Source organism: Corynebacterium sp. Marseille-P8863, assembly GCF_946902955.1.
Classification (GTDB): Bacteria; Actinomycetota; Actinomycetes; order Mycobacteriales; family Mycobacteriaceae; genus Corynebacterium; species Corynebacterium gottingense.
In genome coordinates this window covers 232,845-246,274 of record NZ_CAMPQC010000003.1, presented here as the reverse complement: position 1 = coordinate 246,274, position 13,430 = coordinate 232,845, and the positions used below count along the sequence as shown (strand labels likewise).

At 68.3% G+C, this 13,430-nt stretch carries 13 protein-coding genes; 7 read left to right on the top strand and 6 right to left on the bottom strand.

Translation table 11 applies throughout. The annotated features are described in order from the left end of the window. Positions 1-17: 17 nt before the first annotated feature. The 5 genes from rsmA to OVO38_RS03435 all read left to right on the top strand — a co-directional run bounded on the left by rsmA (position 18) and on the right by OVO38_RS03435 (position 5,753). Positions 18-866, top strand: coding sequence for a 16S rRNA (adenine(1518)-N(6)/adenine(1519)-N(6))-dimethyltransferase RsmA (rsmA, locus tag OVO38_RS03455; protein WP_095553222.1), 849 nt, complete (start codon positions 18-20; stop codon positions 864-866). Continuing rightward, positions 863-1,849, top strand: a complete 987-nt coding sequence (locus OVO38_RS03450) for a 4-(cytidine 5'-diphospho)-2-C-methyl-D-erythritol kinase (protein WP_267207761.1) — start codon at positions 863-865, stop codon at positions 1,847-1,849. Before rsmA ends, OVO38_RS03450 begins: the two co-directional genes overlap by 4 nt. A gap of 13 nt (positions 1,850-1,862) precedes the next feature. Continuing rightward, positions 1,863-3,665, top strand: a complete 1,803-nt coding sequence (locus tag OVO38_RS03445; RefSeq protein ID WP_267207760.1) for an ABC-F family ATP-binding cassette domain-containing protein — start codon at positions 1,863-1,865, stop codon at positions 3,663-3,665. A gap of 145 nt (positions 3,666-3,810) precedes the next feature. Beyond that, the gene (locus OVO38_RS03440) at positions 3,811-4,974 is read left to right on the top strand and encodes an NRAMP family divalent metal transporter (RefSeq protein WP_416358567.1); all 1,164 of its coding nucleotides are present in this window, start codon (positions 3,811-3,813) and stop codon (positions 4,972-4,974) included. Next, on the top strand, positions 4,965-5,753 hold the full coding sequence (locus OVO38_RS03435) for a putative hydro-lyase (RefSeq protein ID WP_416358565.1): 789 nt from the start codon (positions 4,965-4,967) through the stop codon (positions 5,751-5,753). The genes OVO38_RS03440 and OVO38_RS03435 overlap by 10 nt, the downstream gene beginning before the upstream one ends. 6 nt (positions 5,754-5,759) lie before the next feature. Here the strand turns inward: OVO38_RS03435 and OVO38_RS03430 are convergent, their stop codons facing one another. The 4 genes from OVO38_RS03430 to OVO38_RS03415 form a co-directional block, all read right to left on the bottom strand. Next, positions 5,760-7,508: an acetyl/propionyl/methylcrotonyl-CoA carboxylase subunit alpha gene (locus tag OVO38_RS03430; protein ID WP_267207757.1), complete on the bottom strand. Its 1,749-nt coding sequence runs from the start codon at positions 7,506-7,508 to the stop codon at positions 5,760-5,762. Then, positions 7,501-9,057, bottom strand: coding sequence for an urea amidolyase family protein (locus OVO38_RS03425; RefSeq protein WP_267207756.1), 1,557 nt, complete (start codon positions 9,055-9,057; stop codon positions 7,501-7,503). Before OVO38_RS03425 ends, OVO38_RS03430 begins: the two co-directional genes overlap by 8 nt. Beyond that, positions 9,054-9,824 carry a LamB/YcsF family protein gene (locus OVO38_RS03420; RefSeq protein ID WP_095535722.1) on the bottom strand — a complete coding sequence of 257 codons (771 nt, stop codon included), beginning with the start codon at positions 9,822-9,824 and terminating at the stop codon, positions 9,054-9,056. Before OVO38_RS03420 ends, OVO38_RS03425 begins: the two co-directional genes overlap by 4 nt. Positions 9,825-9,952: 128 nt before the next feature. After that, on the bottom strand, positions 9,953-10,594 hold the full coding sequence (locus tag OVO38_RS03415) for a GntR family transcriptional regulator (RefSeq protein WP_095535721.1): 642 nt from the start codon (positions 10,592-10,594) through the stop codon (positions 9,953-9,955). Positions 10,595-10,785: 191 nt separating this feature from the next. Here OVO38_RS03415 and OVO38_RS03410 point away from each other — a divergent pair, with 191 nt between their 5' ends. Together OVO38_RS03410 and ppk2 are read left to right on the top strand one after the other, a co-directional pair. Beyond that, positions 10,786-11,112 (top strand): putative quinol monooxygenase, encoded by a 327-nt coding sequence (locus OVO38_RS03410; RefSeq protein WP_095276950.1) that lies wholly within the window; start codon positions 10,786-10,788, stop codon positions 11,110-11,112. Between the two features lie 47 nt (positions 11,113-11,159). After that, entirely contained in the window at positions 11,160-12,041 is an 882-nt protein-coding gene (ppk2, locus tag OVO38_RS03405; RefSeq protein WP_095537708.1) for a polyphosphate kinase 2, read from the top strand. Between the two features lie 2 nt (positions 12,042-12,043). Here ppk2 and OVO38_RS03400 read toward each other — a convergent pair whose 3' ends face one another. Together OVO38_RS03400 and OVO38_RS03395 are read right to left on the bottom strand one after the other, a co-directional pair. Next, a complete protein-coding gene (locus tag OVO38_RS03400; protein WP_095535719.1) occupies positions 12,044-12,607 on the bottom strand; it encodes a DNA-3-methyladenine glycosylase in 564 nt (187 codons plus the stop codon). Next, positions 12,604-13,398 (bottom strand): HAD family hydrolase, encoded by a 795-nt coding sequence (locus OVO38_RS03395; RefSeq protein WP_267207755.1) that lies wholly within the window; start codon positions 13,396-13,398, stop codon positions 12,604-12,606. Before OVO38_RS03395 ends, OVO38_RS03400 begins: the two co-directional genes overlap by 4 nt. Positions 13,399-13,430: the final 32 nt, after the last annotated feature.

Below are 13,430 nucleotides of genomic sequence, written 5' to 3'. Positions count from 1 at the left end.
GGGTAAGCTGGGTCCCCATGAGCCAATCCCACCTGCTGGGCCCCGTCGAGATCCGCGAGCTCGCCGCTGAGCTGGGCGTCACCCCGACGAAGAAGCTCGGCCAGAACTTCGTGCACGACCCGAACACGGTGCGCCGCATCGTCGCCGCCGCGGAGCTGACCCCGGACGACGTCGTCGTCGAGGTCGGCCCCGGGCTCGGCTCGCTCACCCTCGGCCTGGTGGACACCGCCGCCCACGTCACCGCCTTGGAGATTGATCCGCGGTTGGCGGGCCGGCTGCAGCAGACCGTCGAGAAGCGTGCCCCCGACCACGCCGCGAAGCTGACGGTGACCAATATCGACGCGCTCGCGGTGACCCGCGCCGACCTGGACGTCGCGCCGACCGCGCTGGTGGCAAACCTGCCCTACAACGTTTCCGTGCCGGTCCTGCTGCACCTGCTGGAAGAGTTCCCCACCATCCGCCGCGTGCTGGTGATGGTGCAAAAAGAGGTGGCGGATCGCCTCGCGGCCGCGCCGGGCTCGAAGATCTACGGCGTGCCGAGCGTCAAGGCCGCGTTCTACGGCGACGTTTCGCTCGCCGGCACCATTGGTAAGCACGTCTTCTGGCCCGCGCCGAACATCTCCTCGGGCCTCGTGCGCATCGACGTCACCGCTGATGCCGCGCGCCGCGCCGTGCGCCCCAAGGTCTTCCCGCTTATCGACGCCGCGTTTTCCCAACGCCGCAAAACCCTGCGCTCGACCCTCGCCCAGGTCTACGGCGCCCCCGCGGCCGCCGAGGAGGCGCTCACGGCGGCCGGGATCGACCCCGGACTGCGCGGCGAAAAGCTGGGGGTCGAGGACTTCATCCGGCTCGGGGAGGCGCGATGAGCAACGGTGCGCAACGCTTCTCCGCATCCGCCCCCGGCAAGGTCAACCTGCACTTGGGCGTTGGCGAGGCCCGCTCGGACGGCTACCACGACCTGGTCAGCGTCTTCCAGGCGGTGGATCGCCGCGAGACGGTGACGCTGGTCGTGCAGGACGCGCCCCCGGTGTCCACCGGCAGCGTGGTCACCGGTATGACCACCACGTTCGGGGTGCGGCGCCCGGAGGAACACATCGACGCCCCCTTCAACCTGGCCTGGCGCGCCGTGGACGCGGTGGTGGACGAGTACCGCCGCAGCGGCGCGGAGATGGTCACCGCGCTGCCGCCGGTGCACATCGAGGTGGACAAGCAGGTCTTCGTCGCCGGCGGGATGGCCGGCGGCTCCGCCGACGCGGCGGCCGCGCTCGTGGCGGCGAACGCCTACCTCGCCGAATTTGCCGGCAGCGAGCTCGGCCGAGACACGCTTCACCGGCTCGCCGCAGAACTGGGCGCGGACGTCCCGTTCTCGCTCATGGGCGGCACCGCGCTCGGCACCGGTCGCGGCGACGAGCTCGTGGAGATGCTCACCCGCGGCAGCACTCACTGGGTGTTCCTCAACCCCAAGGTGGGTATCCCGACTGGGCAGGCGTTCGGCCTGCTCGATGACTTGCGGCACAATGACCCCGCACTCGTCCCGCGCCTGGGCACCGCCACGGTAGCGCGGGCCCTGACGCGGGGCGACGCCCACGAGCTCGGCCGCGCGATGCACAACGACCTCGAGGCGGCCGCCACGACCATGCGCCCGATCCTCGTGGAGATCCTCGCCTTTGCCGGAGCGCTGCCCGGCGTCGCGCGCTCGATGGTGTCGGGCTCCGGGCCGACGATCGCGCTGCTGTGCCGCGACGCCGCCGCGGCCGAGCAGGTGCTGGGACAGGTGCGCGAGCGCTACCCGGACTACGAGTCCTTCGGCGCCACGGGACCTGCGCCGGGGGCACAGGCGGCACAGTAAACTCAGGTTCGTTATGGCGAATCTGATCAATCTGGAAAACGTGTCCAAGACGTGGGGGCTGAAGACCCTGCTGGACGGGGTCTCGCTCGGCGTGCAGACCGGCGACCGCATCGGCATCGTCGGCGTCAACGGCGGCGGCAAGACCACGCTGCTCGAGGTGCTCACCGGCATCGAGCCGCCGGACGCGGGCCGCGTGTCGCACAATTCGGACCTGCGCATGGCGGTGGTGACGCAGCGCTTCGACCTGGACGAGCAGCTCACCGTGGGCCAGGCGGTGGTGGAGCCGCTGGGGTTGCAGACGTTCGAGTGGGCGTCGAATAGCAAGGTGCGCGAAGTCCTCCAGGGCACCGGCGTCGCGGAGCTCGGCCTGGACACCCAGGTGGGCAACCTCTCGGGAGGCGAGCGCCGCCGCGTGAACATCGCCGCCGCGCTCGTGCAGGACCTGGACCTGATCGTGCTCGACGAGCCGACCAACCACCTGGACGTGGAGGGGGTGCAGTGGTTGGCCGAGCACTTGCTCTCGCGCAAGCTCGCCGTGGTGGTGGTCACCCACGACCGCTGGTTTCTCGACACCGTGGCTACCCTGACCTGGGAGGTCCACGACGGCACGGTCGACGTGTACGAGGGCGGCTACAACGACTGGACGTTCGCCCGCGCCGAGCGCGCCCGCCAAGCCGATGCGATTGAGCAACGCCGGCAAAACCTGGCGCGCAAGGAGCTCGCGTGGCTGCGCCGCGGCGCCCCGGCCCGCACCTCCAAGCCCCGCTACCGCATCGAGGCCGCCGAGGCGCTCATCGCGGACGTGCCCGCCCCGCGCGACTCGGTCGAGCTCATGGCCTTTTCCAAGCAGCGCCAGGGCAAGGTGGTCATCGAGCTGGAGGACGCGCGCATCGACGCCCCCGACGGCCGGACCCTCGTGGACCACCTCACCTGGCGCCTCGCCCCGGGCGAGCGGATCGGCCTCGTCGGGGTCAACGGCTCCGGCAAGACCACGCTGCTGCGCACCCTCGCCGGCGAGCACGCGCTTCGTGACGGCAAACGCGTCGAAGGCCAGACCACCCGCATCGGCTGGCTGCGCCAGGAGCTCGACGACCTGGATCCCTCCCGCACCGTCATCGACGCGGTGGAGGACGTGGCCAACTACGTCCACGTGGGCAACAAGGAGATCTCCGCCTCCCAGCTCGCCGAGCGGCTCGGGTTCTCGCCGAAGCGGCAGCGCACCCCGGTGCGCGACCTCTCGGGCGGCGAGCGCCGGCGCCTGCAGCTGACCCGCGTGCTCATGAGCGAGCCGAACGTGCTGCTCCTGGACGAGCCGACCAACGACCTGGACATCGACACCCTCCAGGAGCTGGAAAACCTGCTCGACTCCTGGCCGGGCACGCTCGTGGTGATCTCGCACGACCGCTACCTCATCGAGCGCATCGCGGACGTCACCTACGCCCTGTTCGGCGACGGGAAGCTGACCAACCTGCCGGGCGGGATCCAGCAGTACCTGGACCGGCGCGCGGCCACGTCCACGTCGTCGGGTCCCCTGGATTTGGGGGAGAAGGAGCACGGGGGCGTCGAGAAGCAACAGGCCCTAAGCTCGCAGGAGGCGCGCGAGCTGCAGAAAAAGATGAAGGCGCTGGACCGCAAGATTGCGAAGGCGGACGAGCAGATCGCCGCCGTGGAGGGCGAGATTGCTGCGATGTCCGCGCAGGACGCGCCCGACTTCGAGGCGATCGGGGCGAAGACGAGGCAGGTCGGCGAGCTGAAGGACCAGCGCGACGAGCTGGAGATGGAGTGGCTGGAGCTGGGTGAGCAGCTCGAGGGGTAGGGCGCAGTGGCGCGTAGGTCACATGATCGCCTAACATTACGTGGGTCACTTTCCCGCGTATAACGAAATGGGGGTCACCGCAATGGCCACTCAAGAGCAGCAGACCAGAGAAGCCGCGCAAGGCTCTGGCAAGGGGATCGGTGCGATGGTCGGCGCCGTCTTCCTCATGGCGACCTCGTCCATCGGCCCCGGGTTCCTCACCCAAACCTCGGTCTTTACCGTCCAGATGGGCGCAGCGCTTGGCTTTGCCATCCTGTTGTCCATCATCGTGGACATTGCGATCCAGCTCAACGTGTGGCGCGTCCTGGGCATCTCCGGGCTGCGCGCCAACGAGCTGGGCAACATCGTGCTGCCGGGCCTGGGCTGGTTCATGGCGGTGCTGGTGTTCATCGGCGGGCTGGTCTTCAACATCGGCAACATCGCGGGCACCGGCCTGGGCGTGAACGCCATGCTGGGGCTGGACCCGAAGATCGGCGGCGGTATCTCCGCGGCGATCGCCGTCCTCGTCTTCCTGTCCAAGCGCGCCGGCGTGGCGCTGGACCGCATTGTGGTGGCGCTCGGCGCCATCATGATCCTGCTCATGCTGTACGTGGCGATCGTCTCGCAGCCGCCGGTGGGGGAGGCGCTGAAGCAGACCGTCCTGCCCGAGCGCGTCGACTTCCTCACCATCACCACCCTGATCGGCGGCACCGTCGGTGGCTACATCACCTTCGCTGGCGTCCACCGCCTCATTGACTCCGGTAACTCGGGCTTGGAAAACATCAAGCAAATCACGAGCTCTTCGGTGCTGGGCATCATCGTCATTGGCATCATGCGCGTGCTGCTCTTCCTCGCCGTGCTTGGCGTGGTGGCGACGGGTGTGGCGCTGTCTGAGGACAACACTGCGGCGGACGCCTTCTACCAGGCCGCCGGCGAGTTCGGCCTCCGCGCGTTCGGCCTCGTTCTCTTCGCGGCCGGGCTGTCCTCGGTGATCGGCTGCTCCTACACCTCGGTTTCCTTCGTCACCACGCAAGCGACCTCGGAGCGCACCCGCAACCTGCTCACCGTCTCCTTCATCGTGGTGTGCGCGGTGGCGTACCTGCTCATGGGCGCCGCGCCGCAGATGCTGCTCATCTTCGCGGGCGCGTTCAACGGCATCATCCTGCCCATCGGTTTCGCCGTGGTCATGTGGGCCGCGTGGCGCCGCCCGGACCTGCTCAAGGGGTACCGGTACCCGAAGTCGCTGCTTATCATCGGCTTCGTCGTGCTGCTCGGCTCCGTCGTCCTGGGCGTGATGTCCCTGACCAAGCTGAGCGCGCTGTGGGCATAAACCCGGCCGCCATGAATCCGGCGGAGGCGCGCGCCTACTTCCGCGAGCACAACGTCACCACGACCGCAGGCTTCGCGCCGGGCAACGTGCAGGCCAACCTGATCGCAGTGGACAAGCAGCACGCCTTCGACTTCCTGCTGTTCGCGCAGCGCAACCCGAAGCCGTGCCCCGTCATCGGCGTCCTCGAGCCCGGCCAGGTCAGCTCACACCTCATGGAGGGCGGCGACATCCGCACGGACATCCCCGCCTACCGCATCTACCGCCACGGCGAGCTCGTTGAGGAAACCACCGACGCCACCGAGTATTGGACGAAAGACATGGTCGGCTTCCTCATCGGTTGTTCGTTCACGTTTGAGCGGGCGCTTCTCGACGCCCACGTCCCCGTCGCCCACATCGCCCAGGGCCGCAACGTGCCCATGTACCGCACGAACCTGCAGTGCGAGCCCGCCGGCGTATTCGCGGGCCCGATGGTGGTGTCCATGCGCCCGATCCCGGCCGACCAGGTCGCAGACGCGGTGCGCATCACCTCGCGCTACCCGGCGGTGCACGGCGCGCCCGTGCACGTGGGCGACCCCTCCCTGATCGGCATCGAGGACCTCGGGCAGCCCGACTTCGGCGACGCCATCGACATCCCGGCGGGCACCGTCCCCGTGTTCTGGGCGTGCGGGGTGACCCCGCAGTCCATCGTCATCCACTCGAGGCCGGACCTGGCCATCTGCCACTCGCCGGGCAAGATGCTCATCACGGACGTGCACGACGCCGAGTACCAGGTGCCCTAGCGTCCCCTAGGAAATCGTGGCGATCGTCGCGTTCGCCTTCACGCGCTCGCCCGCGGCCGCCGCCAGGGAGATCTGGCCGTCGCGGGTGGCCTTCACGCTGGACTCCATCTTCATTGCCTCGATGGTGGCCACGGCGTCGCCCTTGGACACCACGTCGCCGTCGGCAACGAGCCACTCAACGATGGTGGCCTCGTACTTCACCGTGACTGCGCCAGCGGCATCAGCGGTACCGGGAGCAGGCTCGGCGTCGCCGCCCGCAGCTCCGCTGCCGGAGAGCAGTGCGACCGGCACGCCGACGGTGTGAAGTTTGCCGTCGATTTCGATGACCAGGGACGTGCGATCGTCGTAAATGTGCTCAATGTCCTCCACCTCGTGCTGCGCCGAGGGTGAGTAGTTGTGGTCGACCCAGTCGGTGTAGACGTCGAGCGAGTCGCCCGTGAGCTCCGGCGCGGTGATCATGTCGCGGTGGAACGGCAGGACGGTGCGCACGCCGCCGATGGAGAACTCCTTGAGCGCCTGCTCGGCGCGGCGCATCGCGGTCTCGCGGTCCGGGCCCCAGACGACGAGCTTGCCCATCAGCGAGTCGTAGTAGGCGGGGATGGTCCACCCGGTCATCACGCCGGAGTCGACGCGGATGCCGGGGCCGGTGGGCAGGTCGAAGCGGGTGATCGTGCCGGGGGAGGGGGCGAAGCCGTTGGTGATGTCCTCGGCGTTGATGCGGAACTCGAAGGCGTGGCCGTTGACCTCGGGGTCCTTCCCGGCGAAGGAGAGGGGCAGGCCCGCGGCGACGCGGAACTGCTCGGCGATGATGTCCACGCCGGTGACCTGCTCGGTAATCGGGTGCTCCACCTGCACGCGGGTGTTGACCTCCAGGAAGGAGACCGTGCCGTCCTCGGAGACGATGTATTCCACCGTGCCCGCGGACTGGTAGCCGGCCTGCTGGCAGATGGCGCGCGCGCCCTCCTCGATGGCGGTGCGCTGCTCGTCGGTGAGGAACGGCGCCGGCGCCTCCTCGATGAGCTTCTGGAAGCGGCGCTGGGTGGAGCAGTCGCGGGTGCTCAAGACGGCGACGTTGCCGTGGGCGTCGGCAAGCACCTGCGCCTCGACGTGGCGCGGGTGGACGAGGAACTTCTCCACGTAGCACTCGCCGCGCCCGAACGCCTCTTTCGCCTCGCGGCCCGCGGAGGCAAAGCCCTCCTCAATGTCGGCCTCGTCGAAGACGACCTTCAGGCCGCGCCCGCCGCCGCCGAACGCCGCCTTGATGGCGATGGGCATGCCGTGCTCGGCGGCAAAGTCGCGCGCCTCTTCCCAGGTCTCCAGCGGCTCCCCGGTGCCGGGCGCGAGCGGCGCGCCGACCTTGACGGCGAGCGCGCGGGCGGACAGCTTGTCGCCCAGCAGCTCGATAGCCTCCGGCGGTGGGCCCACCCAGCGCAGGCCCGCTTCCTCGACGGTGCGGGCGAAGTCGGCGTTTTCGGACAGGAAGCCGTACCCGGGATGCAGGCAGTCCGCGCCGGCGCGGTAGGCGATGTCGATCAGCGCCGGGATGTTCATGTACGTCTCCGCCGAGGTCTTGCCCGGCAGGAGGTAGGCCTCGTCCGCCACCTGGGTGTGCAGCGCGCCGGTGTCCGGCTCGGAGTAGACGGCGATGGAGCGGATGCCCAGGTCGCGGGCGGTGCGCGCGATGCGCACGGCGATCTCTCCGCGGTTGGCAATTAGGACGGCGGTCAGCGGCTGGTGCGGGGTGGCGTTAGTCATTCTTTTCCTCAAACAGTTCGAAGCGGATGGTGCCCCCGGGTGGGAGCTGGGTGGCAATGTCGACGTCCTCGTTGATCACCGTGGCGATGACCGGGTAGCCGCCGGTGACGGCGTGGTCGCGCAGGAACACGACGGGCTGGCCCGACGGCGGGATCTGCACGGAGCCGGCGACCATGCCCTCGGAGGGCAGCTCCTCGGTGCGCGCCCGCTCGAGGCCGTGCTCGGAGTCCAGCCTCAGGCCGACGCGGTTGGATTCCGCGGTGACGGTGTAGGTGGTGGAGAGGAACTGCTCGATCGCCGCGGGGCTGAACCAGTCGTCGCGCGGCCCGAGCACTACGCGGACGGTGCCCGTGGTGGTCGCGCCCTCCTTGCGCACGCGTAGCGGGTTGGACAGCAGCGCGTTCGCGGACTGGGGCCGCGTGAGCGACATGGCGATGGTGTCACCCGCGCGGATCGGATCGGGGCCGAGCCCGGAGAGCATGTCTGTCGCGGCGGAGTCCAGCTCCGTGTCGGCGATGAGCCCGCCGCGCACCGCAATGTAGGTGCGCATCCCCAGGCGGGCGGGCGCCACGACGACCTCCGCGCCGGCGGGCACGATCGTCGGCGTGGCCAGTAGGGCGGGGCGGCCGCCTACCGTCACGTCCGCGTCGGCGCCGGTGACGCAGATGACCGTCTCAGCTAGCGCCGTCAGCGTCAGTCCGCCGATGTTCTCCAGCAGGGTGGCGTTGCGCTTGTTGCCCACCGCGGCGTTGGCGGTGCGCGCGCTCGCCCGGTCCGCCGACCCGGACGTGGTCACGCCGAGGTTGCCGTTGCCCTGCCGCCCCAGGTCCTGGTAGAGGGTCTGCATGCCCGGGTCGTCCACGGAAAAGATGGGGCGGCGCGGCGGAGTGGCCAGGTGGTAGTGGCTCGTCTCGGTCGCGTCCTCGAGCGCGTCAACGGCGCGGTAGTGAACCCGGTCGCCGGGTGCGACGAGCGCTGGCGGGGTCGCGGCGGAGTCCCACATCGGGGTGTGCGTGGTGCCGATGAGCTGCCAGCCGCCCGGCGAGGTGCGTGGGTAGACCGCGGAGAACTCGCCCGCCACGGCCACGGCGCCGGCGGGAACCTCGGTCCGCGGGGAAGTCAGCCGCGGCACGCTCAGCGCCCGCGCCGGGTCCTCCGGCACGCAGTAGGTAAAACCGGGGGCAAACCCGCCGAAGGCCGCGACCCACGTCGTGGAGGTGTGCCACGCGATCAGCTCGTCCACGCTCATGTGCAGGGATTCGGCCAGGGAGGCGGTGTCGGCGCCGTCGTAAAGCACTGCGATCTCCACGTCGCGGGGTGCGCGCTGCTCGGCGGAGCTCGGGCTTATCGACGCCAACCTGTCCGTCGCCTCACGCGTCGCCGTCGGGGAGTCGAACGTGAGGAGCACGGTGCGGGCCGCGGCGATGACGTCGGTCTGGCGCGGCAGCGGGTTCGCCTTGAGGAAGGCGTGCCAGTTCATCACGGTGGCCAGGTCGGGCAGGTCCACCATGAGCCCGCGGGTGCCTACTGGGGTGATGCGTACGCTCATAGGAAGCTCGCGATCGTGATTCCGGACTGGCCGAGCCGCTCGACCACGCTGCGGGTGAGCTCGACGGAGCCGGGCGAGTCGCCGTGGACGCAAACGGACTCGGCCTGCACCTGCACCTCGGTGCCGTCGATGGCGGTCACGGAGCCGGTTGCGGCGACCTGCAGGACGCGCTGGGCGACCTGCTCGGGGTCGTGCATCACCGCGTTCGGCTCGCGGCGCGACACCAGCGTGCCGTCCGGGTTGTAGCCGCGGTCGGCGAAGGCCTCGCGGATCACGCGCAGCCCAGCGCGCTCAGCAATGTCGCAGGCCACGCCACCCGGGAGCAGCATGACGGGCAGGTCGCGGTCGAATGCCTTGATGCCGTCAATGACCGCCTTGGCCTGCGCCTCGTGGTGCACGATCGCGTTGTAGAGGGCGCCATGGGGCTTGACGTAGCGCACCTGCAGGCCCTGGGCGCGGGCGAGCGCGTCGAGGGCGCCGATTTGGTAGAGCGTTTCGCTGGCAAGCATGCCCGGCTCGTAGTCCACGAAGCGGCGGCCAAACGCGGCCGGGTCGTGGTAGGCGATGTGGGCGCCGACCGAGACGCCGTGTTCCGCGGCGGCAGCCAGCGTGGCCGCGATGGTGTGGGGGTCGCCGGCGTGGAAGCCGGTGGCGACGTTGGCGCTCGACACCATGCCGAGCATGGCTGCGTCGTCGGCGACGGGGTTGCCGGCCGTGGTTTCTCCCAGGTCGGCGTTGAGGTCAATGGTGGTGCTCACAGGCGGCATCCCTTCTCACAGCTGAAGCATTGAACGTGGGCGACGGAATGCATGGTGCGGCTCACACGAGGCGGGTGCTGGCTCGTGGGCCACAGGCAGATCCTGACACAGTTATACTCCGCCACGCATGCGGTGGGCTAAATCGGTTCGCCGTTGTTGATCTTGGCAATCAGCTCGTTGACCATCCGCCCCTGATCCTCCAGCGATTCCTGCAGGTAATCGGACGCTTCCTGCCGGCGTTCCTCGAGCAGGAGCTCGACGAGATGCTCGTTGACGTCAATGAACTGGCGGTGAAACGTGGGCTGGTGCTGCACGATCGGCAGCGTGGCCAGGCGCAAGAAGGCGTCGAGCTGGTCCATCGTGTCGCCCAACGTCTTGGACCCCATCGCGGAGAGGACGACGTGGTGGAACGCCTGATTGATCGCGGAGACGAGGTCATCATCGTTCTGTGCGATCGCCTCCCGTGCTTCCTCGTTGAGCAGGGTGAGCCGCTCGATGTCGAGGTGCTCGCCCCACAGCAACGCCGCGGGCTCGATGGCGGCGCGGGCGCGGTAGGTGTCCGTGACAAACTCGGGGGAGGGGGTGGCCAAAAATACGCCGCGGTTGGGAAGTCGCTCGCACAGCCCCTCCGATGTCAGCATGGCAAACGCCTCGCGCAGCGTGTTGCGCGAGACGCCGAAACGTTCGGCCAGCGCTACCTCGTTGAGCTTCTGGCCAGGTGAAAACTCGCCACGCGAGATGGCGCGGCGAACTTCGGCGGCAACATTTTGGGCAAGCATGGCATCCGGCTCGAGGTGGGGAAGAAGACAACATATTTACGGTACTCGCTACAGCCGGGTGGAGGAGGGGAAACTCCCCCTTTTATGCACCGGGCCGAGCGCGAGCGCGTACATTGCAGACAAGCGTAGCGCAGAGTTGTTGAACAATTGGCGCGCAACCCCATCCGCTAAGTCCGGGTACGGTGGTCCACATGATTTTGATTAACGTACGATTCAAGCCGCTTGATGAGCACGTAGAGAACTTCCGCGAGGTCGTGTCGGAGTTCACCAACGCCAGCCGCGCCGAGGACGGCTGCCTCTTCTTCAACTGGTACCGCTCCGAGGATGACCCGAAGGAGTACCTGCTCGTTGAGGCGTTCAAGGACGACGCCGCTGAGGCGCACGTCAACTCGCAGCACTTCAAGGACGCCCAGGAGCTGTTCCCGAAGGTCCTGAAGGAGACCCCGACCATCATCAACACGCTCATCGAGGGCAAGACCGAGTGGGACGAGATGGCGGAGTTCAAGGTCAACCGCTAGGTTGAGCATTTTGCTCGGCAGCTTTCATCCTGGGTACGGTGAAAGACATGAGCGAAGAACATGCGGCGAAGAAGCCGCCGAAGCTTTCCAAAAAGGCGTACGAGCAGGAGCTCGTGCGACTCCAGGCGGAGCTTGTGCAGATGCAGCAATGGGTCGTGCGCACCGGCGCGCGCCTCGTCATCGTGATGGAGGGGCGCGACGCTGCCGGAAAGGGGTCCGCGATCAAGCGAATCACCCAGTATCTCAACCCGCGCACGTGCCGTATCGAGGCGCTGCCAAAGCCGACCGAGCGCGAGCAGGGGCAGTGGTACTTCCAGCGCTACGTCGAGCGGCTCCCAGCAGCGGGCGAGATCGTGATTTTTGATCGCTCCTGGTACAACCGCGCCGGCGTCGAGCGCGTGATGGGCTTCTGCTCCTCGCAGGAGTACCGCCGCTTCCTCCACCAGGCCCCGATTTTCGAGCGTCTCCTGGTAGAAGACGGGATCATGCTGCGCAAGTACTGGTTCTCGGTGTCCGACGAGGAGCAATACAAGCGCTTCCAGTCCCGCAAGGAGGACCCGCTGCGCCAGTGGAAGCTCTCGCCAATGGACTTGGAGTCCATCACGCGCTGGGAGGATTACTCCCGCGCAAAGGACGAGATGTTTATCCACACCGACATCCCGTCCGCGCCCTGGTACACGGTGGAGAGCGAGGACAAGAAGCGCTCGCGCATCAACGTCATCTCGCACCTCCTTTCCACGGTGCCCTACGAGCACGTCGAGGTGGACCTGCCGGAGATTCCGGAGCGCCCGGAGATCACCGACTACGAGCGCCCCCCGCGCGAGGAGTTCCGCTACGTGCCGGACGCCGCCGCGAAGCTGGAGCAGCGCCGCGTTGAGTCGGAAAAGCCCGGCAAGAAGCACAAGAAGGGCAAAAAGAAGAAGAAGTAGCGTTACTGCTTCGGGTACCCGCGCGGCGTGGACACGGTCGGGTCGCGCGGGATCCAGAACCTGAGTGGGGCGTCTGCGTTTTTGCTAATGCCAATGCGCGGCCCGGCCACCCATTCCGGCTCCGTCTCTCGCGGCGTGAGCTCAACTGGCGTCCCGTTGTCCGCGAGCTCGAGCCCCAGCGCCTGCCCTAAATTCCCTGGACCGCGCGCCAGATTTGCAAAGGGAATCCGGTTGCGATCAGGCCGCTGCCGTCGCTTCCGCGCCAGCGGCTCGCCCGCGATGACTTCGCCGCCGCGCATGAGACAGCCCTGCCCGTCGCCCTCCGGCGCGCAGACAATGTTGCCGTTGAGATGGATCCCGTACGACAGGTAGACGTACAGCCGCCCGCCCGGCCCGAACATGGCGGCGTTGCGGGCGGTCTTCCCCCGGTGCGTGTGCGCGGCCGGGTCGCTCGCGCCCGTGTAGGCCTCCACCTCGGTCAGCCGCACCGTCACGCCGCGGTGCGTGATCAGGCACCCGAGCAACTGCGGGGCGACGAGGTCAGCGGGTTGTGCGAAGTCGATCATTTGGCCCATTGGGCAAGCTTATCGACGGCCGCGTGCTCCCCATTCGTCCCAATGACCTCATGCGCAATCGCCTTGAGGTCCGGGTGCGCGTTCCCCATCGCGACGGCGGTGCCGGCGGCCTGCAGCATGGAGAAGTCGTTGAGGTAATCGCCGATCGCGGCGGTGTCCTCCTGCGCGATGCCGAGGGTTGCCGCCAGCGCGGTGAGCGCCGCGCCCTTGGACGCGGCCGGCGGCATGATGTCCAGCCAGTGCTTGGAGCTCACGAGCGCCTCGAGCTCCGGCACCGTCTCCCGGACCCAGGGCAGGCCGTCCAATTCGGCGTCGCCGTCGACGAAGAGGGCGATTTTGACGATGCGGTGCGCGGGGGCGTCGGCAAGCGTGCTGATCTGCGCGTTGGCCAGGTAGTACTTGTCCACCTCGCGCTGTACCTCGGTGGGGGTGTCGGCGAGCGTGAAGGAGGCCTCGGGCGTGCACATGACGGGGTGGGCGGTGAAGGGGGCGTGCGGGAAGGCGTCGACAAAGCGGCGCACGGTGTCCTCCGGCATGGTGATGGCGGAGACGATCTCGCCCAGGTGCTGGACCACGGCTCCGTTCTCCGCGATAAAGGTGTCGGGTTCGTTGCGCGCAAACATGGAGCGCAGCGTGGCTAGCTGGCGGCCGGAGGCGGGGGCGACGGTGATGCCTGCGGCGCGCGCCCGGTCGAGCGTGTGCCAGAAGTGCTCGGGGATCGCCCCGCTGGGGGCGAGCAGCGTTCCGTCCATATCGAGGGCAACCAAGCGCGGGGCATTCATTCTTCACACCATACCCGCTGTCTCCACACCCG